This is a genomic window from Escherichia sp. E1V33 (assembly GCF_004211955.1).
Lineage (GTDB): Bacteria > Pseudomonadota > Gammaproteobacteria > Enterobacterales > Enterobacteriaceae > Escherichia.
In genome coordinates this window covers 1-25,106 of sequence record NZ_RHJI01000011.1, presented here as the reverse complement: position 1 = coordinate 25,106, position 25,106 = coordinate 1, and the positions used below count along the sequence as shown (strand labels likewise).

22 protein-coding genes, 1 tRNA gene and 2 rRNA genes are annotated in these 25,106 nt (G+C 50.0%); 19 read left to right on the top strand and 6 right to left on the bottom strand.

What is annotated here, in order from left to right; genetic code table 11:
* Positions 1–33: 33 nt before the first annotated feature.
* Complete coding sequence (gene mreB / locus D9742_RS11585; protein ID WP_000913396.1) at positions 34–1,077, bottom strand: rod shape-determining protein MreB; 1,044 nt, start codon at positions 1,075–1,077, stop codon at positions 34–36.
* Positions 1,078–1,382: 305 nt separating this feature from the next.
* Entirely contained in the window at positions 1,383–3,323 is a 1,941-nt protein-coding gene (gene csrD / locus D9742_RS11580) for an RNase E specificity factor CsrD (protein ID WP_130237003.1), read from the bottom strand.
* A 151-nt stretch (positions 3,324–3,474) separates the two neighbouring features.
* Here csrD and D9742_RS11575 point away from each other — a divergent pair, with 151 nt between their 5' ends.
* The 12 genes from D9742_RS11575 to D9742_RS11520 all read left to right on the top strand — a co-directional run bounded on the left by D9742_RS11575 (position 3,475) and on the right by D9742_RS11520 (position 13,911).
* On the top strand, positions 3,475–4,449 hold the full coding sequence (locus tag D9742_RS11575) for an MDR family oxidoreductase (RefSeq protein ID WP_130237002.1): 975 nt from the start codon (positions 3,475–3,477) through the stop codon (positions 4,447–4,449).
* A 97-nt stretch (positions 4,450–4,546) separates the two neighbouring features.
* Entirely contained in the window at positions 4,547–5,551 is a 1,005-nt protein-coding gene (gene msrP / locus D9742_RS11570; protein WP_130237001.1) for a protein-methionine-sulfoxide reductase catalytic subunit MsrP, read from the top strand.
* Entirely contained in the window at positions 5,552–6,151 is a 600-nt protein-coding gene (gene msrQ / locus D9742_RS11565) for a protein-methionine-sulfoxide reductase heme-binding subunit MsrQ (RefSeq protein ID WP_130237000.1), read from the top strand.
* Between the two features lie 395 nt (positions 6,152–6,546).
* On the top strand, positions 6,547–7,017 hold the full coding sequence (accB, locus tag D9742_RS11560; protein ID WP_000354618.1) for an acetyl-CoA carboxylase biotin carboxyl carrier protein: 471 nt from the start codon (positions 6,547–6,549) through the stop codon (positions 7,015–7,017).
* Positions 7,018–7,027: 10 nt separating this feature from the next.
* Positions 7,028–8,377 carry an acetyl-CoA carboxylase biotin carboxylase subunit gene (accC, locus tag D9742_RS11555; protein ID WP_000884639.1) on the top strand — a complete coding sequence of 450 codons (1,350 nt, stop codon included), beginning with the start codon at positions 7,028–7,030 and terminating at the stop codon, positions 8,375–8,377.
* 108 nt (positions 8,378–8,485) lie between these two features.
* Positions 8,486–8,728: a YhdT family protein gene (locus tag D9742_RS11550; protein WP_000381170.1), complete on the top strand. Its 243-nt coding sequence runs from the start codon at positions 8,486–8,488 to the stop codon at positions 8,726–8,728.
* Positions 8,718–10,169 (top strand): sodium/pantothenate symporter, encoded by a 1,452-nt coding sequence (gene panF, locus D9742_RS11545; protein ID WP_001175714.1) that lies wholly within the window; start codon positions 8,718–8,720, stop codon positions 10,167–10,169. The genes D9742_RS11550 and panF overlap by 11 nt, the downstream gene beginning before the upstream one ends.
* An 11-nt stretch (positions 10,170–10,180) precedes the next feature.
* Positions 10,181–11,062 (top strand): 50S ribosomal protein L11 methyltransferase, encoded by an 882-nt coding sequence (prmA, locus tag D9742_RS11540; protein WP_001145827.1) that lies wholly within the window; start codon positions 10,181–10,183, stop codon positions 11,060–11,062.
* Positions 11,063–11,390: 328 nt separating this feature from the next.
* Positions 11,391–12,356 (top strand): tRNA dihydrouridine synthase DusB, encoded by a 966-nt coding sequence (gene dusB / locus D9742_RS11535; protein ID WP_001219652.1) that lies wholly within the window; start codon positions 11,391–11,393, stop codon positions 12,354–12,356.
* 25 nt (positions 12,357–12,381) lie between these two features.
* Positions 12,382–12,678 (top strand): DNA-binding transcriptional regulator Fis, encoded by a 297-nt coding sequence (gene fis / locus D9742_RS11530; protein ID WP_000462905.1) that lies wholly within the window; start codon positions 12,382–12,384, stop codon positions 12,676–12,678.
* Between the two features lie 85 nt (positions 12,679–12,763).
* Positions 12,764–13,648 carry an adenine-specific DNA-methyltransferase gene (gene yhdJ, locus D9742_RS11525; RefSeq protein ID WP_001258928.1) on the top strand — a complete coding sequence of 295 codons (885 nt, stop codon included), beginning with the start codon at positions 12,764–12,766 and terminating at the stop codon, positions 13,646–13,648.
* Between the two features lie 83 nt (positions 13,649–13,731).
* Positions 13,732–13,911, top strand: coding sequence for a DUF2556 family protein (locus D9742_RS11520; protein ID WP_130236999.1), 180 nt, complete (start codon positions 13,732–13,734; stop codon positions 13,909–13,911).
* A gap of 2 nt (positions 13,912–13,913) precedes the next feature.
* On the opposite strand, the gene envR is transcribed toward D9742_RS11520, so the two are convergent.
* Positions 13,914–14,576, bottom strand: a complete 663-nt coding sequence (envR, locus tag D9742_RS11515) for an acrEF/envCD operon transcriptional regulator (protein WP_130236998.1) — start codon at positions 14,574–14,576, stop codon at positions 13,914–13,916.
* Positions 14,577–14,971: 395 nt separating this feature from the next.
* Between envR and acrE the strand changes: the two genes are divergently transcribed.
* The 7 genes from acrE (at position 14,972) to D9742_RS11480 (ending at position 24,289) form a co-directional block, all read left to right on the top strand.
* On the top strand, positions 14,972–16,129 hold the full coding sequence (gene acrE / locus D9742_RS11510; RefSeq protein WP_130236997.1) for a multidrug efflux RND transporter periplasmic adaptor subunit AcrE: 1,158 nt from the start codon (positions 14,972–14,974) through the stop codon (positions 16,127–16,129).
* A gap of 11 nt (positions 16,130–16,140) precedes the next feature.
* Positions 16,141–19,245, top strand: coding sequence for a multidrug efflux RND transporter permease subunit AcrF (gene acrF, locus D9742_RS11505; RefSeq protein ID WP_130236996.1), 3,105 nt, complete (start codon positions 16,141–16,143; stop codon positions 19,243–19,245).
* Between the two features lie 251 nt (positions 19,246–19,496).
* The gene (locus tag D9742_RS11500; RefSeq protein ID WP_000825639.1) at positions 19,497–19,718 is read left to right on the top strand and encodes a membrane protein; all 222 of its coding nucleotides are present in this window, start codon (positions 19,497–19,499) and stop codon (positions 19,716–19,718) included.
* A gap of 417 nt (positions 19,719–20,135) precedes the next feature.
* Positions 20,136–21,161: an amino acid ABC transporter substrate-binding protein gene (locus D9742_RS11495; RefSeq protein WP_130236995.1), complete on the top strand. Its 1,026-nt coding sequence runs from the start codon at positions 20,136–20,138 to the stop codon at positions 21,159–21,161.
* Positions 21,162–21,228: 67 nt separating this feature from the next.
* Positions 21,229–22,410: an amino acid ABC transporter permease gene (locus D9742_RS11490; protein WP_130236994.1), complete on the top strand. Its 1,182-nt coding sequence runs from the start codon at positions 21,229–21,231 to the stop codon at positions 22,408–22,410.
* A gap of 9 nt (positions 22,411–22,419) precedes the next feature.
* On the top strand, positions 22,420–23,523 hold the full coding sequence (locus D9742_RS11485) for an amino acid ABC transporter permease (RefSeq protein WP_130237091.1): 1,104 nt from the start codon (positions 22,420–22,422) through the stop codon (positions 23,521–23,523).
* Between the two features lie 7 nt (positions 23,524–23,530).
* The gene (locus D9742_RS11480) at positions 23,531–24,289 is read left to right on the top strand and encodes an amino acid ABC transporter ATP-binding protein (protein WP_130219134.1); all 759 of its coding nucleotides are present in this window, start codon (positions 23,531–23,533) and stop codon (positions 24,287–24,289) included.
* A gap of 233 nt (positions 24,290–24,522) precedes the next feature.
* Here D9742_RS11480 and rrf (D9742_RS11475) read toward each other — a convergent pair.
* The 3 genes from rrf (D9742_RS11475) to rrf (D9742_RS11465) form a co-directional block, all read right to left on the bottom strand.
* Positions 24,523–24,638 (bottom strand): 5S ribosomal RNA (gene rrf / locus D9742_RS11475).
* Between the two features lie 39 nt (positions 24,639–24,677).
* Positions 24,678–24,753, bottom strand: a tRNA-Thr gene (locus D9742_RS11470).
* A 152-nt stretch (positions 24,754–24,905) separates the two neighbouring features.
* A 5S ribosomal RNA gene (rrf, locus tag D9742_RS11465) occupies positions 24,906–25,021 on the bottom strand.
* Between the last annotated feature and the right edge of the window lie 85 nt (positions 25,022–25,106).

The window sequence follows — 25,106 nt, the reverse complement described above, 5'->3', positions numbered from 1 at the left end:
GGATGAACAGACGTTTCCCCTGCCTGCATCCGATTACTCTTCGCTGAACAGGTCGCCGCCGTGCATGTCGATCATTTCCAGCGCCTTGCCGCCACCGCGCGCCACACAGGTCAGCGGATCTTCAGCAACAACGACTGGAATGCCGGTTTCTTCCATTAATAAACGGTCAAGGTTACGCAGCAATGCGCCACCGCCAGTGAGCACCATTCCGCGCTCAGAGATGTCGGAAGCCAGTTCCGGCGGACACTGTTCCAGTGCAACCATCACTGCGCTAACGATGCCGGTCAGTGGCTCTTGCAGCGCTTCGAGGATTTCGTTGGAATTCAGAGTAAAGCCGCGTGGAACGCCTTCAGCCAGGTTACGACCACGAACTTCAATTTCACGCACTTCATCGCCCGGATAAGCCGAACCGATTTCGTGTTTAATACGCTCTGCTGTCGCTTCACCGATCAAGGAACCGTAGTTACGACGAACATAGTTGATAATTGCTTCGTCGAAGCGGTCGCCGCCGATGCGTACAGAAGAGGAGTAAACCACGCCATTCAGCGAGATTACGGCAACTTCAGTAGTACCACCGCCGATATCAACCACCATAGAACCGGTCGCTTCAGAAACCGGCAGACCGGCACCAATTGCCGCGGCCATCGGCTCTTCAATCAGGAACACTTCACGGGCGCCAGCGCCCTGCGCGGATTCACGGATTGCGCGGCGTTCAACCTGGGTTGCGCCAACCGGCACACAAACCAGAACGCGCGGGCTTGGACGCATAAAGCTGTTGCTGTGCACTTGCTTAATGAAGTGCTGGAGCATTTTTTCAGTCACGAAGAAGTCAGCGATTACGCCATCTTTCATTGGGCGAATAGCAGCAATATTGCCCGGCGTACGGCCCAGCATCTGCTTCGCGTCATGACCTACTGCAGCCACGCTTTTTGGTGAACCGGCACGATCCTGACGAATGGCCACAACGGAAGGCTCATTCAATACGATGCCTTGTCCTTTTACATAAATGAGGGTATTCGCAGTACCCAAGTCAATGGACAAGTCATTGGAAAACATGCCACGAAATTTTTTCAACATACTAAGGGATAATCCTGAAAGCTGGGGCGGAAAAGAAAATCCGCTTACTTTACCAACCACACGCAGCAGCGACAAGGCGCAAAAATCATCTGCTACGGTGAAAATTAGTGCAGTTCGTTTCCTTTGTTACAAATCTCTGCCTGAGTCCAGATAAGGCTAAATGCGTCAACAGCATTCCTCGCCTGTTTGCAACTGCGTAAGGTCATTCATCTGCATATGTGCTGCAACAATCTGGCGAGCAGATAAGCACACTCCCACGAAACGCAGCGCGCGTTATTCTACGTGAAAACGGATCAAACGGCAGGTTAAACCGAGTATCTTTGTGAATATTTTTTCACGTTAGTATCAAGTGGCTGTGAGGACGCGAAAAAATCCCCCTGGCCACCCAAAACCCCGCGCTGAATCAGGGTCTGCCACTCGCTTCGCGAACGTACGCCAGTGGCGTAAACCTGGGTATTGGTCCCGGAACAGGCTTCTACCATGCTCTGAACCAACAATTGGTTTTCCGTTCGCTTCTCAATATTTCTTACCAGCCCCGGATGAAGCTTGAGTAATTCGACATTCAGTTCTTTGATCCAACTGGTACTTACCAGCGTCAATCCAGCCTGGTTAACGGCGACTCGAACCCCTAAAGCATTCACCAAACGAATGACAGGTTGCAAGCGACCGATATGTTGACCAACATCAGCCTCTGCAAGTTCAATAATTATGCGTTTTCGTTGTGATTTTTCACACTGCATCAACGTATCGCGCAGCCAACGCTGGAAACGCGGGCGGATCAACGACTCAACAGTCACCTGAATCGCCAGATTTTCTTGCGGCCAATAGCGTAACAGCGGGATGAGACGACTGATTTGCAGGCGGTCATACTCTTCCGATAAACCAAACTGCAACACCATCGGCATATATTCCGCCGAGCTAACCTCTTCATTACCATCAAAGATGCGACACATAATTTCGCGATGATGAACCTGCCCCTCCCTGGTGACCGCTGGTTTTTGATAAAGTCGCGGACCGCCACGACTCAACATTTGTTCAATTAGCGTACGCCAGCGAACGTTGCCGCGCCCTTTTTCTGGTAATGAGTCATCGTAAATCGCCCAGCTATTACCGCCCTGCAATCCTGCATTACGCGTGGCGGATTCGGCATGTTCCATCACCTGTTCTGTTTCCTGGCCACTACGCCAGGCACAGATGCCGATATGAATCATATCTTCACGATCGAGCATTTTATTGCTCGGTAAGGTATCAACCGCTTTGATCAACTGCCCGGCAATGCTCTCCGCCTCTTTTAAAGTCCGATGCGGCAACAGCGCAGCAAAATCGCTACGGTGATAGCGCGCCAGCAGTGCGCCTGGATAGCGCATCATAAATGTCGACAGCAGATTCGTCAGAGTGAAGAGCTGTTCTTCGGCCTGGCTGTGTCCCCACGTGTCGCTCAACATATTGAAATCAGGTAGACGGATCATCATCACTATCCCGTGAGTTCCTACCTTCTCCTGATCTTCCAGTAATGTAGCCAACTGGTTGTCGAAAAAGAGACGGTTATTGAGGCCGGTTTTGATGTCCTGCGCGGCGTAAGAGCGAATCAGCGTATCAAGACGACTGTGCTGTTCACGCGCATTCTGAATTTCTGAAAGCAACATATCCAGCGCACTGCTGGTCCCTGGCGGCCATTCATAAATGGAGCCAAGCACATTCGGTCCACGCTCCCCGTTTAAGATGCGCGTCGAGCGGGTTTCCAGTAGTTCTTGCCCGGCAAGTTGCCGCTGCAGCCAGCGTACTGCAAGGAAGAGCATAATAATGATAAAACCAATTGCCCCAGTGAGCGGCGCGGTGGTCATCAGCGAGTGAAAATAGTTTCCCATTGGGTCCTGATAAACCAGACGTAGCGACATCCCCGGATGTTTAACTAACGGAACGGTCAGTTCGCGAAACAGATCGCTGGTACCAACAGGGCGGTAACTCCCCTGACGGGAAAGGGTATAAACCTGCTTGTTATCGTGCAACAGGTCCACGCGAACGATATCTGCCGACATCATCAGTTCACTGATTTTTGGCTTCAGCGAGCTGAAATCAGACGACACCAGGTGCGTATCGATCGCTGTAGCCACCGCCTGAACGCGATGGCTAAACTTATATTGAATCGCGTTATAGAAACTTAACGAGCAGCCCATCAGAGTCACAAAGATTGTTAACCCGGTGAGCAGCGTGACAAAGGCCGAAAATTTCGTCGTTAATCTCATCCTTGTGTTAACTCCGATAGTGAGGAAGCGGGCATACTAGCAAATCAGATTTATCTCGCAATTTATTGCGCTTCATCGACTTTGCTTTTCAATTAGCGAGTATAGTCTCCAGAAATTATTTTCCAATCCATCATGCACATGAGGACTTCTTATGCAGGCGTTACTTTTAGAACAGCAGGACGGCAAAACCCTCGCATCTGTACAGACTCTGGACGCAAGTCGCCTGCCGGAAGGCGATGTGACGGTCGATGTCCACTGGTCGAGCCTGAATTATAAAGATGCGCTGGCAATAACCGGTAAAGGAAAAATAATCCGCAATTTTCCGATGATTCCTGGCATCGACTTCGCCGGAACCGTACGCGCCAGTGAAGATCCTCGTTTTCATGCCGGTCAAGAAGTGTTACTCACGGGCTGGGGAGTTGGTGAAAATCATTGGGGCGGACTGGCAGAACAAGCGCGCGTGAAAGGTGACTGGTTGGTTGCCATGCCGCAAGGTCTGGACGCGCGTAAAGCGATGATTATTGGTACTGCTGGGTTTACCGCCATGCTGTGCGTGCTGGCACTGGAAGATGCCGGTATTCGTCCACAAGATGGCGAGATTGTGGTGACGGGCGCCAGTGGCGGCGTTGGCAGCACTGCCGTGGCGCTGTTGCATAAGTTAGGTTATCAGGTGGTTGCTGTTTCCGGTCGCGAAAGTACCCATGAATATCTGAAAAGTTTAGGTGCTAGCCGAATTCTGCCGCGTGATGAATTTGCTGAATCCCGCCCACTGGAAAAACAGCTTTGGGCTGGGGCAATTGACACCGTCGGCGACAAAGTACTGGCAAAAGTGCTGGCGCAAATGAACTACGGCGGCTGTGTGGCAGCGTGTGGTCTGGCTGGCGGTTTTACCCTGCCAACCACCGTCATGCCGTTTATCCTGCGTAACGTTCGCCTGCAGGGCGTGGATTCGGTGATGACGCCAGCAGAGCGCCGTACGCAAGCCTGGCAACGTCTGGTTGCCGATTTACCGGAATCATTCTACTCACAGGCTGCAAAAGAGATTTCACTGGCTGACGCACCAAAATTTGCCGAGGCCATTATTAACAATCAGATCCAGGGCCGTACGCTGGTAAAAATTAACTAAGCGTTAGTATAAAATAATTTACATATCGTTAACGAATTTTAGCAGCACTTTGACATTCTCCCTGCCATAGTAATCATGAGCATACCGGGAGTCTGTTATGAAAAAAATTCGTCAACTTACAGAAGCCGATGTCACTGCTGAATCGGCTTTTTTTATGCAACGTCGGCAAGTTCTGAAAGCCTTAGGCATCAGCGCTGCCGCCCTCTCTTTACCAAACGCCACCCACGCGGATTTGCTTGGCTGGTTTAAGGGTAACGATCGCCCTCCCGCGCCTGCAGGAAAACCCCTGGAGTTCAGCAAGCCTGCTGCCTGGCAAAATAACCTGCCACTGACACCGGAAGATAAAGTTTCCGGCTACAACAATTTCTATGAGTTTGGGCTGGATAAAGCGGATCCCGCCGCGAATGCTGGCAGCCTGAAAACCGATCCGTGGACGTTGAAAATCAGTGGTGAAGTCAGTAAACCGTTAACCCTCGACCACGATGCGCTAACCCGTCGATTCCCTTTAGAAGAGCGGATTTACCGGATGCGCTGCGTAGAAGCATGGTCGATGGTGGTGCCGTGGATTGGTTTTCCGCTACATAAACTGCTGTCGCTGGCAGAGCCGACCAGCAACGCGAAGTACGTCGCTTTCGAAACAATTTATGCACCGGAACAAATGCCCGGCCAGCAGGACAGGTTTATCGGCGGCGGTCTGAAATATCCCTATATTGAAGGATTACGTCTCGACGAAGCAATGCATCCGCTCACGCTGCTGACTGTTGGCGTCTACGGCAAGGCGTTGCCACCGCAAAATGGCGCGCCAGTACGCCTGATTGTGCCATGGAAATACGGCTTTAAAGGCATCAAGTCGATAGTGAGCATTAAGCTGACCCGAGAACGCCCACCAACCACCTGGAATCTTTCGGCCCCCAACGAATACGGCTTTTACGCCAACGTTAATCCGCATGTTGATCACCCTCGCTGGTCGCAGGCTACTGAGCGATTTATCGGTTCAGGCGGCATCCTGGATGTGCAACGCCAGCCGACTCTGTTATTTAACGGCTACGCCGATGAAGTCGCGTCACTTTATCGCGGACTGGATCTACGGGAGAACTTCTAAGTGCGTTTGACTGCAAAACAGGTTACCTGGCTGAAAATTTGCCTGCATCTTGCCGGATTTTTGCCATTTGTCTGGCTGGTTTGGGCAATCAATCATGGCGGGCTAAGTGCCGACCCGGTGAAAGATATTCAGCATTTTACCGGTCGGACTGCGCTGAAATTTTTATTGGCAACGTTGTTAATTACTCCGCTGGCGCGCTACGCTAAGCAGCCATTATTGATACGCACCCGCCGCCTGTTAGGTTTATGGTGTTTCGCCTGGGCGACGCTGCACTTAACCAGTTATGCATTGTTGGAACTTGGCGTGAACAACCTGGCATTGTTCGGTCAGGAATTAATCACCCGACCTTATTTAACCCTGGGTATTATCAGTTGGTTGATTTTGCTTGCTTTAGCATTCACGTCTACACAAGCGATGCAGCGAAAACTAGGCAAACATTGGCAACAGTTGCATAACTTCGTCTATCTTGTCGCGATCCTGGCCCCCATACATTATCTGTGGTCAGTGAAGGTTATCTCACCGCAGCCGATCATCTACGCCGGGCTGGCATTACTGCTTTTAGCCTTACGTTATAAGAAGTTCCGTCAATGGTGGCGCTAATTTCATGAACTGTGCGGCTTATTGCAAATTACGCGACGTTGAAAGTTATTTACATGTTAGCTGTTGATTATCTTCCCTGATAAGACCAGTATTTAGCTGCCATTTGCTACGAAATCGTTATAATGTGCGACCTCGTTCTCCCTGAAGCAGTTTTTAAGCTGCTGAAAAGGTGACAATGGCGCAACGAAGGTATATTTTGTTTTTTGCCGGAGGATAGCAGCAGATCGCTGCACAATGTCCGTCAAGTCTCACATTGACACTCTGGGGCAAAATAGACCGGCGTCCCGGCCTGCTGGAATTTACCGCTATGCATACAGCTGTCGGGGCATACGCTTTACAGACGGCGGTGAAACGCCTGTCACAATCACACTAAACAAAGAGTACGGAACCCACTCATGGATATTCGTAAGATTAAAAAACTGATCGAGCTGGTTGAAGAATCAGGCATCTCTGAACTGGAAATTTCTGAAGGCGAAGAGTCAGTACGCATCAGCCGTGCAGCACCTGCCGCAAGTTTCCCGATGATGCAACAAGCTTACGCTGCACCAATGATGCAGCAGCCAGCTCAATCTAACGCAGCCGCTCCGGCGACCGTTCCTTCCATGGAAGCGCCAGCAGCAGCGGAAATCAGTGGTCACATCGTACGTTCCCCAATGGTTGGTACTTTCTACCGCACCCCAAGCCCGGACGCGAAAGCGTTCATCGAAGTGGGGCAGAAAGTGAACGTGGGCGATACCCTGTGCATCGTTGAAGCCATGAAAATGATGAACCAGATCGAAGCAGACAAATCCGGTACTGTGAAAGCAATTCTGGTCGAAAGTGGACAACCGGTAGAATTTGACGAGCCGCTGGTCGTCATCGAGTAACGAGGCGAACATGCTGGATAAAATTGTTATTGCCAACCGCGGCGAGATTGCATTGCGTATTCTTCGTGCCTGTAAAGAACTGGGCATCAAGACTGTCGCTGTGCACTCCAGCGCGGATCGCGATCTAAAACACGTATTACTGGCAGATGAAACGGTCTGTATCGGCCCTGCTCCGTCAGTAAAAAGTTATCTGAACATCCCGGCAATCATCAGCGCCGCTGAAATCACCGGCGCAGTAGCAATCCATCCGGGTTACGGCTTCCTCTCCGAGAACGCCAACTTTGCCGAGCAGGTTGAACGCTCCGGCTTTATTTTCATCGGCCCGAAAGCAGAAACCATTCGCCTCATGGGCGACAAAGTATCCGCTATCGCCGCGATGAAAAAAGCAGGCGTTCCTTGCGTACCAGGTTCTGACGGCCCGCTGGGCGACGATATGGATAAAAACCGTGCCATTGCTAAACGCATTGGTTATCCGGTAATTATCAAAGCTTCCGGCGGCGGCGGCGGTCGTGGTATGCGCGTAGTGCGTGGCGACGCTGAACTGGCACAATCTATCTCCATGACTCGTGCGGAAGCGAAAGCGGCTTTCAGCAACGATATGGTTTACATGGAGAAATACCTGGAAAATCCTCGCCACGTCGAGATCCAGGTACTGGCTGACGGTCAGGGCAACGCTATCTATCTGGCGGAACGTGACTGCTCAATGCAGCGTCGTCACCAGAAAGTGGTCGAAGAAGCACCAGCACCGGGCATTACACCGGAACTGCGTCGCTACATCGGCGAACGTTGTGCTAAAGCGTGTGTTGATATCGGCTATCGCGGTGCTGGTACGTTTGAGTTCCTGTTCGAAAATGGCGAGTTCTATTTCATCGAAATGAACACCCGTATTCAGGTAGAACACCCGGTTACTGAAATGATCACCGGCGTTGACCTGATCAAAGAACAGCTGCGTATCGCCGCAGGTCAGCCGCTGTCTATCAAGCAAGAAGAAGTTCACGTTCGCGGCCATGCGGTGGAATGCCGTATCAACGCCGAAGATCCGAATACCTTCTTGCCAAGCCCGGGCAAAATCACCCGTTTCCACGCACCAGGCGGTTTTGGTGTGCGTTGGGAGTCTCATATCTACGCGGGCTACACCGTGCCACCGTACTATGACTCAATGATCGGTAAGCTGATTTGCTACGGTGAAAACCGTGACGTGGCTATTGCGCGCATGAAGAATGCGTTGCAGGAGCTTATCATTGACGGTATCAAAACCAACGTTGATCTGCAGATCCGCATCATGAACGACGAGAACTTCCAGCATGGTGGGACTAACATCCACTATCTGGAGAAAAAACTCGGTCTTCAGGAAAAATAAGACTGCTGAAGCGTCAAAAGGCCGGATTTTCCGGCCTTTTTTATTACTGGGGATCGACAACCCCCATAAGGTACAATCCCCGCTTTCTTCACCCATCAGGGACAAAAAATGGACACTCGTTTTGTTCAGGCCCATAAAGAGGCGCGCTGGGCGCTGGGGCTGACCCTTTTGTATCTTGCGGTATGGTTAGTAGCCGCTTACTTACCAGGCGTTGCCCCCGGTTTTACCGGCTTTCCGCGCTGGTTTGAGATGGCCTGCATCCTGACGCCGCTGCTGTTTATTGGACTGTGCTGGGCGATGGTGAAATTTATCTATCGCGATATCCCACTGGAGGATGACGATGCAGCTTGAAGTAATTCTACCGCTGGTCGCCTATCTGGTAGTGGTGTTCGGTATCTCGGTTTATGCGATGCGTAAACGGAGCACCGGCACCTTCCTTAATGAGTATTTCCTCGGCAGCCGTTCTATGGGCGGTATTGTGCTGGCGATGACGCTCACCGCGACCTATATCAGCGCCAGTTCGTTTATCGGCGGGCCAGGAGCTGCTTATAAATACGGGCTGGGCTGGGTGTTACTGGCGATGATCCAGCTACCTGCGGTCTGGCTTTCGCTCGGTATTCTCGGCAAAAAGTTCGCGATTCTCGCGCGCCGCTACAATGCGGTGACGCTGAACGATATGCTGTTTGCCCGCTACCAGAGTCGCCTGCTGGTGTGGCTGGCGAGTTTGAGTTTGCTGGTTGCGTTCGTTGGTGCGATGACCGTGCAGTTTATCGGCGGTGCGCGTCTGCTGGAAACCGCGGCGGGTATTCCTTATGAAACCGGGCTACTGATTTTCGGTATTAGTATTGCGTTGTATACCGCCTTTGGCGGCTTTCGCGCCAGTGTGCTCAACGACACCATGCAAGGGCTGGTGATGCTGATTGGCACCATTGTGCTGCTTATTGGCGTGGTGCATGCCGCAGGCGGTTTAAGTAATGCGGTAGAGACGCTGCAAACCATCGATCCGCAACTGGTTACGCCACAAGGCGCTGACGATATTCTGTCGCCTGCGTTTATGACGTCGTTCTGGGTGCTGGTGTGCTTTGGCGTTATTGGCCTGCCGCATACTGCGGTGCGCTGTATCTCTTATAAAGATAGCAAAGCAGTTCATCGGGGGATCATCATCGGTACGATTGTGGTCGCAATCCTGATGTTCGGTATGCATCTGGCCGGAGCGTTAGGTCGTGCGGTGATCCCTGATCTTACCGTACCGGATCTGGTGATCCCGACGTTAATGGTAAAAGTACTGCCACCGTTTGCGGCCGGGATCTTCCTTGCTGCACCGATGGCTGCGATCATGTCGACAATTAACGCCCAACTGCTGCAAAGTTCCGCTACGATCATTAAAGATCTCTATCTGAATATCCGTCCGGATCAAATGCAAAACGAGACGCGTCTGAAGCGGATGTCGGCGGTAATTACGTTAGTTCTCGGCGCGTTGCTGCTGCTTGCCGCCTGGAAGCCGCCAGAAATGATCATCTGGCTGAACTTGCTGGCCTTCGGTGGGCTGGAAGCCGTTTTCCTGTGGCCGCTGGTGCTGGGTCTTTACTGGGAACGCGCCAACGCCAAAGGCGCGCTAAGTGCGATGATCGTTGGCGGCGTGCTGTATGCCGTACTCGCGACGCTGAATATTCAGTACCTGGGCTTCCACCCTATCGTGCCCTCGTTACTACTAAGTTTGCTGGCTTTCCTGGTCGGAAACCGTTTCGGTACATCCGTCCCGCAAGCTACCGTTTTGACTACTGATAAATAAAGAGTTTTGCCATGCCTTGGATCCAACTGAAACTGAACACCACCGGCGCGAACGCGGAAGATCTTAGCGATGCGCTGATGGAAGCGGGTGCCGTTTCTATCACTTTTCAGGATACCCACGATACGCCAGTATTTGAGCCGCTGCCGGGCGAAACGCGCCTGTGGGGCGACACCGATGTGATTGGTCTGTTCGACGCTGAAACCGATATGAACGACGTGGTGGCGATTCTGGAAAACCATCCGCTGCTCGGCGCAGGCTTCGCGCATAAAATCGAACAACTAGAAGATAAAGACTGGGAGCGCGAATGGATGGATAATTTCCACCCGATGCGCTTTGGTGAACGACTGTGGATCTGCCCTAGCTGGCGTGATGTGCCGGACGAAAACGCCGTCAACGTGATGTTAGATCCAGGGCTGGCGTTTGGTACGGGTACCCATCCAACCACCTCTCTGTGCCTGCAATGGCTCGACAGCCTCGATTTAACCGGTAAAACAGTCATCGACTTTGGCTGTGGTTCCGGCATTCTGGCGATCGCGGCGCTGAAACTGGGTGCAGCAAAAGCCATTGGTATTGATATCGATCCGCAGGCGATTCAGGCCAGCCGCGATAACGCCGAACGTAATGGCGTTTCTGACCGTCTGGAACTCTACTTACCGAAAGATCAGCCAGAAGAAATGAAAGCCGACGTGGTGGTCGCTAACATCCTTGCAGGCCCATTACGTGAACTGGCACCGTTAATCAGCGTCCTGCCGGTTTCAGGCGGTTTGCTGGGCCTTTCCGGTATTCTGGCAAGCCAGGCAGAGAGCGTTTGTGAAGCTTATGCCGACAGCTTCGCACTGGACCCGGTCGTGGAAAAAGAAGAGTGGTGCCGTATTACCGGTCGTAAGAATTAACCTTCGCATCGCCGTAGGGTGACGCGGGGCGAAGTGCGAGCAAGCTCACAAAAGGCACGTGAATTTGCCGATTATTTACGCAAATTTGCGTGCCAAAATTTTCATTCATAAAGAAAAATTGAGAACTTACTCAAATTTCTTTGAGTGTAAATTTTAATCACTATTTTCTAATATGATGATTTTTATGAGTAATTATCGCACCACGCTCATTTTAAATGCAATTCTTTGATCCATCTCAGAGGATTGGTCAAAGTTTGGCCTTTCATCTCGTGCAAAAAATGCGTAATATACGCCGCCTTGCAGTCACAGTATGGTCATTTCTTAACTCATGCGCATCGGACAATATCAGCTCAGAAATCGCCTGATCGCAGCGCCCATGGCTGGCATTACAGACAGACCTTTTCGGACGTTGTGCTACGAGATGGGAGCCGGATTGACAGTATCCGAGATGATGTCTTCTAACCCACAGGTTTGGGAAAGCGACAAATCTCGTTTACGGATGGTGCACATTGATGAACCCGGTATTCGCACCGTGCAAATTGCTGGTAGCGATCCGAAAGAAATGGCAGATGCAGCACGTATTAACGTGGAAAGCGGTGCCCAGATTATTGATATCAATATGGGTTGCCCGGCTAAAAAAGTGAATCGCAAGCTCGCAGGTTCAGCCCTCTTGCAGTACCCGGATGTCGTTAAATCGATCCTTACCGAGGTCGTCAATGCAGTGGACGTTCCTGTTACCCTGAAGATTCGCACCGGCTGGGCACCGGAACACCGTAACTGCGAAGAGATTGCCCAACTGGCTGAAGACTGTGGCATTCAGGCTCTGACCATTCATGGCCGTACACGCGCCTGTTTGTTCAATGGAGAAGCTGAGTACGACAGTATTCGGGCAGTTAAGCAGAAAGTTTCCATTCCGGTTATCGCGAATGGCGACATTACTGACCCGCTTAAAGCCAGAGCTGTGCTCGACTATACAGGGGCGGATGCCCTGATGATAGGCCGCGCAGCTCAGGGAAGACCCTGGATCTTTCGGGAAATCCAGCATTATCTGGACACTGGGGAGTTGCTGCCCCCGCTGCCTTTGGCAGAGGTTAAGCGCTTGCTTTGCGCGCACGTTCGGGAACTGCATGACTTTTATGGTCCGGCAAAAGGGTACCGAATTGCACGTAAACACGTTTCCTGGTATCTCCAGGAACACGCTCCAAATGACCAGTTTCGGCGCACATTCAACGCCATTGAGGATGCCAGCGAACAGCTGGAGGCGTTGGAGGCATACTTCGAAAATTTTGCGTAAACAGAAATAAAGAGCTGACAGAACTATGTTCGAACAACGCGTAAATTCTGACGTACTGACCGTTTCTACCGTTAACTCTCAGGATCAGGTAACCCAAAAACCCCTGCGTGACTCGGTTAAACAGGCACTGAAGAACTATTTTGCTCAACTGAATGGTCAGGATGTGAATGACCTCTATGAGCTGGTACTGGCTGAAGTAGAACAGCCCCTGTTGGACATGGTGATGCAATACACCCGTGGTAACCAGACCCGTGCTGCGCTGATGATGGGCATCAACCGTGGTACGCTGCGTAAAAAATTGAAAAAATACGGCATGAACTAATTCAGGTTAGCTAAATGCTTGATTAAAAAGGCGCTACTCGGCATGGGGAAGCGCCTTTTTTATAGGTGTCACAAAGGGAGTGACCATGAGAACAGGATGTGAACCGACCCGGTTTGGTAATGAAGCTAAGACCATTATTCACGGTGATGCCCTTGCCGAACTTAAAAAGCTACCTACTGAAAGCGTCGATCTGATCTTTGCCGACCCACCGTATAACATCGGTAAAAATTTTGATGGTCTGATCGAAGCCTGGAAAGAAGATCTGTTTATCGACTGGCTGTTAGAAGTGATTGCAGAGTGCCACCGCGTTCTGAAAAAGCAGGGCAGCATGTACATCATGAACAGTACGGAAAACATGCCCTTTATCGATCTCCAGTGCCGCAAGCTTTTTACCATCAAAAGTCGCATCGTCTGGTCATATGACAGTTCTGGAGTGCAGGCGAAAAAACACTACGGCTCCATGTACGAACCCATCCTGATGATGGTGAAAGACGCAAAGAACTACACATTCAACGGTGATGCTATTCTGGTAGAAGCCAAAACCGGATCGCAGCGCGCGTTGATCGATTATCGCAAAAATCCTCCACAGCCTTACAATCATCAAAAAGTACCGGGTAACGTCTGGGATTTTCCGCGCGTGCGTTATTTGATGGATGAATATGAGAACCACCCGACGCAAAAACCGGAAGCCTTACTGAAACGCATTATTCTCGCCTCTTCCAACCCAGGCGATATCGTTCTCGACCCGTTTGCCGGTAGCTTTACTACCGGTGCCGTAGCCGTCTCCAGCGGGCGAAAATTCATTGGTATTGAGATCAACAGCGAGTACATCAAAATGGGGCTTCGACGGCTGGATGTCGCGTCGCATTACTCTGCGGAAGAACTGGCGAAAGTGAAAAAAAGAAAGACCGGCAACCTGTCAAAACGAAGTCGGTTAAGCGAAGTTGACCCCGATCTCATTGCAAAGTAAAGGAAGTGTAAGCCTGGTTTTCAGATTATTCATTTCGTGTATATTTCCTGCCAGACTTGGTTAAACATGCACAGGCTCAGGTAATGATTCGCAAGTATTGGTGGCTCGTCGTTTTCGCTGTCTTCGTTTTTCTGTTTGATACTTTACTGATGCAGTGGATTGAACTGCTGGCAACAGAAACAGACAAATGCCGCAATATGAACTCAGTTAATCCACTAAAACTGGTTAACTGTGACGAACTGGATTTTCACAATAGAATGTAACTTTATACGATACCTAATTCATTTGCCTCATGAATTAATTTCGTTATATTTTCATCTGGCATAAACATTCTTAATACATTATCGACTAATGCGGGTGCTTGTTTATAAAGATCGTAACCCGCTATATTCATTAGCCAGTTTTGAACAATACCGCTGAAGGCTCCATCAATAATAATCATTACAACGTCTAAGTCGAGGCTTTTAGCGACATACCCCAGTTGTTGACATTCTTGCAATACTCCACGCAGAATCTGTGGATTAAAGCCCATCTTTTCACGTATTACTGCCTCGGCCAGCATTTCATCATTAAATTCACATTTGTGATATAAGATTTGCAGTAATGCCTGCTGGCGGGGAATTTCGGCAATATATTGCAAGCCAACAATCAGTTTTTCACGCAATTGCAGGAAAGGATCATGCTCTAACCCTGCCGTCAGACGTTCCTGGATTAACTCCCGCAATGAAGGCTGTTGCAGCCACATCTCATTAAACAGTTGTGTCTTGTTTTCGAAGTGCCAGTAGATTGCGCCACGCGTGACGTTGGCAGCGTCGGCGATGTCATTGAGCGTCGTCTTGCTTACGCCAAACTGCGCAAACTGGGCGATGGCGGTTTCAATCAATTCTTGCCGGGTCTTCAGGGCTTCGGCTTTGGTTCTTTTTGCCATGATTAATCATTCAGGAAATAAATATATTCGACATAAGGGAAACAACGAGAAGTAATGTATCACCGAATGTTTATTTATACGAGAAGCCAAATCCCATCTGCTATCAATCGTCAAATAATTCAAATCTATTGTTTGGCGATAATGTATTTATTTAATAAATGTATATTTCACTTTGCGTTAAAATGATTCCACTCTTTTCAACTCACATCAAATGAGAACATTAGAATATTAATCTCTTTTTGTGTTTGCGTGCCTTGAATAGCGACTATTCATAACTATTCCTTACATCGCCGGACGATAATTTGTAGGATAGCGAACTGTATTTTTATTTCTGCGAGTTAACGCGTTGCCTTTTTCTGGCTAATAACGCGCTTTTGGTTTTTTGAGGAATAGTAATGACGAAACATGCCAGGTTTTTCCTCCTGCCCTCCTTTATCATGATCTCCGCAGCGTTAATTGCGGGCTGTAACGATAAGGGAGAAGAGAAAGCTCACGTCGGTGAACCGCAGGTTACCGTTCATGTTGTGAATACGGCCCCGTTAGAAGTTAAAACTGAATTACCAGGCCGTACCAATGCTTTCCGTATTGCCGAAGTTCGCCCTCAGGTTAGCGGGATAGTGCTGAATCGTAATTTCACTGAAGGTAGCGATGTGCAAGCAGGCCAGTCCCTGTACCAGATCGATCCGGCCACTTATCAGGCAAGTTATGACAGCGCGAAAGGCGAACTGGCGAAAAGCGAAGCTGCCGCTTCCATCGCGCATTTGACGGTAAAACGTTATGTTCCGCTTGTGGGTACGAAATACATCAGCCAGCAGGAGTACGATCAAGCGATTGCCGATGCTCGTCAGGCCGACGCTACCGTTATAGCCGCAAAAGCTACGGTCGAAAGTGCCCGCATCAATCTCGCTTATACCAAAGTGACTGCGCCAATTAGCGGGCGTATCGGCAAATCTTCAGTGACCGAAGGTGCTCTCGTCACTAACGGGCAAACGACCGAACTGGCGACTGTCCAGCAACTCGATCCTATCTATGTCGATGTGACTCAATCCAGCAACGACTTCATGAGACTGAAGCAATCCGTAGAGCAAGGAAATTTGCATAAGGAAAACGCCACCAGCAACGTAGAGTTGGTCATGGAAAACGGTCAAACCTATCCTCTGAAAGGTACGCTGCAATTCTCCGATGTGACCGTTGATGAAAGCACCGGCTCCATAACCCTACGTGCTGTCTTCCCTAACCCGCAACATACGCTTTTGCCGGGTATGTTTGTGCGTGCACGGATTGATGAAGGCGTCCAACCTGACGCCATTCTTATCCCGCAACAAGGCGTTAGCCGCACACCGCGTGGTGATGCAACCGTGCTGATTGTTAACGATAAAAGTCAGGTTGAAGCGCGCCCTGTCGTTGCCAGTCAGGCGATTGGCGATAAATGGTTGATTAGTGAAGGACTGAAATCTGGCGATCAAGTCATTGTCAGCGGCCTGCAAAAAGCGCGTCCGGGAGAGCAGGTTAAAGCCACTACCGATACCCCCGCAGATACTGCATCGAAGTAAGGTAATCTGACATGGCAAACTTTTTTATTCGACGACCAATATTTGCATGGGTGCTGGCCATTATTCTGATGATGGCGGGCGTACTGGCGATCCTACAATTGCCCGTCGCCCAGTATCCAACCATTGCCCCACCTGCGGTTTCTGTATCGGCAAACTATCCAGGCGCTGATGCGCAAACCGTACAGGATACGGTGACACAGGTTATCGAACAGAATATGAACGGCATCGATAATCTGATGTATATGTCCTCCACCAGCGATTCAGCCGGTAGCGTGACAATTACCCTCACCTTCCAGTCCGGGACCGATCCAGACATCGCGCAAGTGCAGGTGCAAAACAAACTGCAACTCGCCACACCGTTGCTGCCGCAAGAAGTCCAGCAACAGGGGATTAGTGTCGAGAAATCGAGTAGCAGCTTTTTGATGGTGGCTGGTTTTGTTTCTGATAACCCAAGTACCACGCAAGACGATATTTCTGACTACATCGCCTCTAACGTCAAAGATACCATTAGCCGTTTGAACGGCGTCGGCGACGTGCAACTGTTCGGTGCTCAGTACGCTATGCGTATCTGGCTCGATGCCGATCTGCTGAACAAATATAAACTCACGTCGGTTGATGTCATTAACCAGTTGAAAGTACAGAACGACCAGATTGCTGCCGGTCAGTTAGGCGGCACGCCGGCATTACCGGGACAGCAGCTAAACGCGTCGATTATTGCCCAGACACGATTAAAAGATCCGGGAGAGTTCGGCAAGGTCACTCTGCGCGTGAACAGCGACGGTTCGGTAGTGCGGCTGAAAGATGTCGCACGGATTGAACTCGGTGGTGAAAACTATAACGTTATCGCCCGTATCAACGGCAAACCCGCAGCTGGCCTCGGCATTAAACTGGCAACGGGAGCTAACGCACTTGATACCGCAAAAGCCATCAAGGCCAAACTGGCAGAATTGCAGCCGTTCTTCCCACAGGGAATGAAGGTTCTCTACCCTTATGACACCACGCCTTTCGTCCAGCTTTCTATCCAGGAGGTGGTGAAAACGCTGTTCGAAGCCATTATCCTGGTATTTCTGGTGATGTATCTGTTCTTGCAGAACATGCGGGCAACATTGATACCCACCATTGCTGTACCTGTCGTATTGTTAGGGACGTTTGCCATACTCGCCGCTTTTGGTTACTCCATCAACACGCTAACGATGTTCGGGATGGTGCTTGCCATCGGGCTTCTTGTTGATGATGCGATAGTCGTTGTGGAGAACGTCGAGCGCGTAATGATGGAGGATAAACTCCCCCCCAGAGAAGCGACGGAAAAATCGATGTCGCAAATCCAGGGCGCGCTGGTCGGTATCGCGATGGTACTGTCGGCGGTATTTATTCCGATGGCATTCTTCGGTGGCTCAACAGGGGCAATTTATCGCCAGTTCTCTATCACTATTGTTTCAGCAATGGCGCTTTCAGTACTGGTTGCGCTAATTCTCACCCCCGCGTTATGTGCAACATTGCTGAAACCAGTCTCTGCAGAGCATCACGAAAATAAGGGTGGGTTCTTCGGCTGGTTTAACACCACTTTCGATCATAGCGTTAATCACTACACCAGTAGCGTTGGCAAAATCCTCGGTTCTACAGGGCGATATTTACTGATTTATGCGCTGATTGTCGCCGGAATGGTAGTGCTGTTTTTACGCCTCCCTTCTTCTTTCTTGCCGGAAGAAGATCAGGGTGTCTTCCTGACCATGATCCAACTGCCCGCTGGCGCGACGCAAGAGCGGACACAAAAAGTACTGGATGAGGTGACGGATTATTATCTGAAGAACGAGAAGGCGAACGTTGAAAGTGTCTTTACGGTCAATGGTTTTAGCTTCAGTGGCCAGGCGCAGAACGCCGGGATGGCCTTTGTCAGCCTTAAACCGTGGGAAGAGCGCACTGGCGAAGAAAATAGCGCAGAAGCGGTAATCCAACGTGCAAAAATGGAACTGAGTAAAATCCGCGACGGTTTTGTCATTCCATTCAATATGCCAGCCATTGTTGAACTGGGTACAGCAACAGGTTTCGACTTTGAGTTAATCGATCAGGCAGGTCTTGGTCACGATGCCTTAACCCATGCCCGCAACCAGTTGCTTGGCATGGCAGCGCAACATCCGGAAAGCTTAGTCAGTGTGCGCCCCAATGGCCTGGAAGATACTGCGCAATTCAAACTTGAAGTTGACCAGGAAAAAGCACAGGCATTAGGCGTTTCGCTTTCTGACATTAATCAGACCATTTCTACAGCGTTAGGCGGGACGTATGTCAACGACTTCATCGACCGTGGCCGCGTGAAAAAAGTATATGTTCAGGCAGATGCCAAATTCCGTATGCTGCCAGAAGATGTCGATAAACTTTATGTTCGCAGCGCTAACGGAGAAATGGTGCCATTCTCCACCTTTACCACTTCACATTGGGTATATGGTTCTCCACGTCTGGAACGCTACAACGGTCTACCGTCCATGGAGATTCAGGGGGAGGCCGCGCCAGGCACCAGTTCCGGCGATGCGATGTCGCTAATGGAAAGCCTCGCCTCACAACTACCTAACGGAATCGGTTATGACTGGACGGGTATGTCGTATCAGGAACGCTTGTCAGGCAACCAGGCCCCAGCTCTGGTAGCCATTTCATTCGTGGTCGTTTTCCTGTGCCTTGCGGCGCTCTATGAAAGCTGGTCAATTCCTGTCTCGGTTATGTTGGTCGTGCCGTTAGGGATTGTCGGCGTGCTGCTGGCGGCGACACTCTTTAATCAAAAAAATGACGTTTATTTTATGGTGGGCCTGTTAACGACAATTGGCTTATCAGCTAAAAACGCTATCTTGATTGTTGAGTTCGCCAAAGACCTGATGGAGAAAGAGGGGAAAGGTGTTATTGAAGCGACGCTGATGGCCGTACGTATGCGTCTTCGTCCTATTCTGATGACATCACTCGCCTTTATTCTCGGCGTATTGCCGCTGGCTATCAGTAATGGTGCGGGGAGCGGCGCGCAGAACGCGGTAGGGATTGGAGTCATGGGCGGCATGATTTCCGCAACATTACTGGCAATCTTCTTCGTCCCTGTGTTCTTTGTGGTGATCCGTCGTTGCTTTAAAGGGTAAATTTAAAACACAAAGGCGTCTTCGGACGCCTTTTTAATTTGCAGTTAAAACTATAAAAATTAATGAGTTAATGGTTCATTAACTTTTGAATTGAGTGCATTTATTCTTTCTCCCTTCATTATTTTTACAATTCACATAATTTGTCATTATTCATCTCGCAAGAATTATAACTCTCAGTGATAAAATGGCATTCAGCACGTTAATAAGAAAGTTAGCTTATTAAGCGGTAGCGTTATTACTGAGGTAACACCATGAAAAGATTAATTCCTGTCGCATTGCTCACCGCATTGCTGGCGGGCTGCGCTCACGATTCACCCTGCGTTCCGGTTTATGACGATCAGGGCCGTCTGGTTCACACCAATACCTGTATGAAAGGTACGACTCAGGATAACTGGGAAACCGCCGGGGCTATTGCTGGCGGGGCGGCGGCTGTCGCTGGCCTGACGATGGGGATCATCGCACTGTCGAAATAACTGAACAGGGCGCGGGCTTCCGCGTCCTGTTTAACGGTACAGAATCTCTCCGTAAGATGAAATACAACTATATTCTTCTAACTTATTGCCTTTTAATTTAGCATTAAATTTCGAACCATCGAAATAACACATCCATTAAATTCCAACCTCATTTAAAACACATACTCACGCTAACAATCATTATCCTGCTTACTAAAATGCGAATAAATATTTTGCGCTAAAATGTGGCGTATGTTTCATTTTCGCACCATTGCAGGGCGATGCTTTTATTATTTCCTGTCTACACTCAGCTTATTGCGACGCGGAATCGTGCGCAAAAGCTGGCACTACTTTTGCTTATAAAAGGATGGCCACAGACAGGTAAAAGACGTTTCCCAAACGTCCTATAACGATAATTTTCGCCTCACAGGAAGCATTATGAAAAAGATGATGATAGCCACACTGGCTGCCGCCAGCGTGCTGCTTGCCGTTGCAAATCAGGCGCATGCTGGCGCGACACTTGATGCCGTAAAGAATAAAGGTTTTGTTCAATGTGGGATCAGTGACGGATTACCTGGGTTCTCTTATGCCGATGCAGACGGTAAATTTTCAGGTATTGATGTAGATGTTTGTCGTGGTGTTGCCGCTGCTGTATTTGGCGACGACACGAAAGTGAAATATACCCCACTCACAGCAAAAGAACGCTTCACCGCTTTACAGTCAGGGGAAGTGGATTTGCTCTCCCGTAATACGACCTGGACTTCATCCCGCGACGCAGGAATGGGAATGGCATTTACTGGCGTCACTTATTACGACGGCATTGGTTTCCTGACGCACGATAAAGCGGGATTAAAAAGCGCGAAAGAACTGGATGGTGCAACAGTCTGTATTCAGGCGGGTACTGATACCGAACTTAACGTCGCCGATTACTTCAAGGCAAACAATATGAAGTACACGCCAGTGACTTTCGATCGCTCTGACGAATCAGCGAAGGCACTGGAATCTGGTCGCTGCGATACGCTGGCCTCGGATCAATCACAACTGTATGCCCTGCGCATCAAATTAAGCAACCCAGCTGAATGGATTGTCTTACCGGAAGTTATCTCTAAAGAACCGCTTGGTCCGGTGGTTCGTCGTGGCGATGATGAATGGTTCTCTATTGTACGCTGGACGCTTTTCGCCATGCTAAATGCTGAAGAGATGGGCGTTAACTCGCAAAACGTTGATGAAAAAGCGGCTAATCCAGCAACGCCTGATATGGCGCACCTGCTGGGTAAAGAGGGTGATTACGGCAAGGATCTGAAGCTGGATAATAAATGGGCTTACAACATCATCAAACAGGTGGGTAACTACTCGGAAATTTTTGAGCGTAACGTAGGTTCAGAAAGCCCGCTGAAAATTAAACGTGGGCAAAATAATCTCTGGAATAACGGCGGTATTCAGTACGCGCCGCCCGTGCGTTAAGTCGGTGTGAGGTAACGAGCGTCGCTACGGCGGCGCTCTCTTCAGCGTTATGGTTTCCGAGGTTTCTATGTCTCATCGCCGCTCAACCGTTAAAGGCTCACTCTCCTTTGCCAACCCTACGGTTCGCGCCTGGTTATTCCAGATCCTTGCCGTTGTTGCTGTTGTCGGCATTATTGGTTGGTTATTTCACAACACAGTAACGAATCTCACTAATCGTGGCATTACTTCAGGTTTTGCCTTTCTGGATCGCGGTGCTGGCTTCGGTATTGTCCAGCATTTGATCGATTACCAGCAGGGTGATACCTACGGACGCGTTTTCATTGTTGGCTTACTCAATACGCTACTGGTTTCTGCATTGTGTATTGTGTTCGCTTCTGTTCTGGGCTTCTTTATCGGTCTGGCGAGACTTTCGGATAACTGGCTGCTACGAAAGCTTTCCACAATTTATATTGAGATCTTCCGTAATATTCCGCCGCTGCTGCAAATCTTCTTCTGGTACTTTGCCGTGTTGCGCAATTTGCCCGGACCACGCCAGGCGGTGAGCGCGTTAGATCTGGTCTTTCTGAGCAACCGCGGGCTTTATATTCCGTCGCCGCAGCTGGGAGACGGATTTATTGCGTTTATCCTGGCTGTTGTTATGGCTATAGTCCTTTCTGTTGGGCTATTCCGCTTTAATAAAACACACCAGATAAAGACCGGACAACTGCGCCGCACCTGGCCAATTGCCGCAGTGTTGATCATTGGTTTGCCTTTACTGGCGCAATGGTTTTTTGGCGCGGCACTACACTGGGATGTTCCAGCGTTACAAGGCTTTAACTTCCGCGGCGGGATGGTTTTAATTCCTGAACTGGCAGCCTTAACGCTGGCGCTTTCGGTTTATACCTCTGCATTTATCGCCGAGATTATCCGCGCAGGGATCCAGGCAGTGCCTTATGGTCAGCACGAAGCGGCGCGTTCGCTGGGATTACCCAACCCGGTGACGCTACGCCAGGTCATTATTCCCCAGGCATTGCGGGTGATTATTCCGCCGTTAACCAGCCAGTATCTCAACATCGTCAAAAACTCCTCTCTTGCCGCCGCTATTGGCTATCCCGATATGGTTTCGCTGTTTGCTGGCACCGTGCTGAACCAGACCGGGCAAGCCATCGAGACGATAGCTATGACTATGTCGGTCTATCTGATTATCAGCCTGACTATCTCGCTGCTGATGAATATCTATAACCGCCGCATCGCGATCGTTGAACGCTAAGGAGTCATGATGACAAAAGTATTGCTGTCTCATCCCCCGCGCCCGGCGAGCCATAACTCTAGCCGCGCTATGGTGTGGGTGCGCAAAAATCTGTTCTCTAGCTGGAGCAATAGTCTGTTGACTATTGGCTGCCTGTGGCTGATGTGGGAACTGATTCCACCGCTGCTGAACTGGGCATTTTTGCAGGCTAACTGGGTTGGCTCAACGCGTGCCGACTGCACAAAAGCCGGTGCCTGTTGGGTCTTCATCCACGAACGATTTGGTCAGTTTATGTATGGGCTTTACCCACACGACCAACGCTGGCGAATTAACCTCGCATTACTGATTGGGCTTGTGTCGATCGCACCAATGTTCTGGAAAATACTCCCGCATCGCGGTCGCTATATTGCGGCCTGGGCGGTGATTTACCCACTGATTGTCTGGTGGCTGATGTATGGCGGTTTTTTTGGTCTTGAGCGGGTTGAAACCCGGCAATGGGGCGGGCTGACGCTAACTTTAATTATTGCATCAGTTGGGATTGCGGGGGCGCTGCCGTGGGGGATCTTACTGGCGTTAGGCCGCCGCTCTCATATGCCGATTGTGCGTATCTTGTCAGTCATTTTTATCGAATTCTGGCGCGGCGTACCGCTGATTACCGTTCTGTTTATGTCTTCGGTCATGCTGCCGTTGTTTATGGCAGAAGGCACCAGTATCGACAAACTGATCCGCGCGCTGGTCGGAGTGATTCTGTTTCAGTCAGCATATGTTGCAGAAGTCGTGCGAGGCGGATTACAGGCGCTGCCTAAAGGGCAATACGAAGCGGCAGAGTCGCTGGCGTTGGGGTACTGGAAAACTCAGGGACTGGTTATTCTGCCACAGGCGTTGAAGCTGGTGATTCCTGGGCTGGTAAATACCATCATCGCACTCTTCAAAGATACCAGCCTGGTGATCATTATCGGGTTGTTCGATCTTTTCAGTAGCGTTCAGCAGGCAACCGTTGATCCCGCCTGGTTGGGTATGTCGACGGAAGGGTATGTTTTCGCCGCACTGATCTACTGGATCTTCTGTTTCAGCATGTCGCGCTATAGCCAGCATCTGGAAAAACGTTTTAACACCGGGCGTACACCGCATTGAGGACACTATGAGCCAAATTTTACTGCAACCTGCTAACGCGATGATTACGCTGGAAAACGTCAATAAATGGTATGGGCAATTCCATGTCTTAAAAGATATTAATCTGACAGTGCAAACCGGTGAACGCATCGTTCTGTGCGGTCCTTCCGGTTCAGGGAAATCGACAACCATTCGCTGTATTAATCATCTGGAAGAACATCAACAGGGACGGATCGTGGTAGATGGCATCGAACTTAATGAAGATATCCGCAATATTGAGCGCGTCAGGCAGGAAGTGGGAATGGTCTTTCAGCATTTCAATCTCTTCCCTCATCTGACCGTTTTACAGAACTGTACCCTGGCACCGATTTGGGTACGCAAGATGCCAAAGAAAGAGGCTGAAGCTCTGGCGATGCATTACCTTGAGCGGGTGAGAATTGCCGAACATGCGCAGAAGTTTCCCGGACAGATTTCTGGTGGTCAGCAGCAACGCGTTGCCATAGCACGTTCACTTTGTATGAAACCAAAGATTATGCTGTTTGATGAACCTACGTCGGCGCTCGATCCGGAGATGGTGAAAGAAGTGCTGGATACGATGATTGGGCTGGCGCAGTCGGGTATGACAATGTTGTGTGTAACACATGAGATGGGGTTTGCACGAACCGTCGCTGACCGGGTGATTTTTATGGATCGTGGGGAAATAGTGGAGCAAGCTGCACCTGATGAATTTTTTGCACATCCTAAATCAGAGCGTACGAGGGCATTTTTATCGCAGGTAATCCATTAATTGAATGTTAGTTCGAAAAGCAAAAAGGCCATCCTTTCGGATGGCCTTTTTGCTTGATTTGATGTCTGGCAGTTTATGGCGGGCGTCCTGCCCGCCCCCCTTCGGGCCGTTGCTTCGCAACGTTCAAATCCGCTCCCGGCGGATTTGTCCTACTCTCCCGAGAGAACTCACCGACAAACAACAGATAAAACAAAAGGCCCAGTCTTTCGACTGAGCCTTTTGTTTTATTTGATGTCTGGCAGTTCCCTACTCTCGCATGGGGAGACCCCACACTACCATCGGCGCTACGGCGTTTCACTTCTGAGTTCGGCATGGGGTCAGGTGGGACCACCGCGCTACTGCCGCCAGACAAATTCTTTTCTAATCTGCCGAACTTTAACCTAAAAAGTGGTGCTGATACCCAGAGTCGAACTGGGGACCTCACCCTTACCAAGGGTGCGCTCTACCAACTGAGCCATATCAGCACGCTTAATTTGATGCCTGGCAGTTTATGAATCACGTTGTGATTCACCCTTCGGGCCGTTGCTTCGCAACGTTCAAAAGCTTTCGCTTTGTCCTACTCTCTTATCGAGTAGTGAACTGCCTCAAAGGTCAGTGCCATACTTCGTAATTTGATGCCTGGCAGTTCCCTACTCTCGCATGGGGAGACCCCACACTACCATCGGCGCTACGGCGTTTCACTTCTGAGTTCGGCATGGGGTCAGGTGGGACCACCGCGCTAAGGCCGCCAGGCAAATTCTGTTTTATCAGACCGCTTCTGCGTTCTGATTTAATCTGTATCAGGCTGAAAATCTTCTCTCATCCGCCAAAACATCTT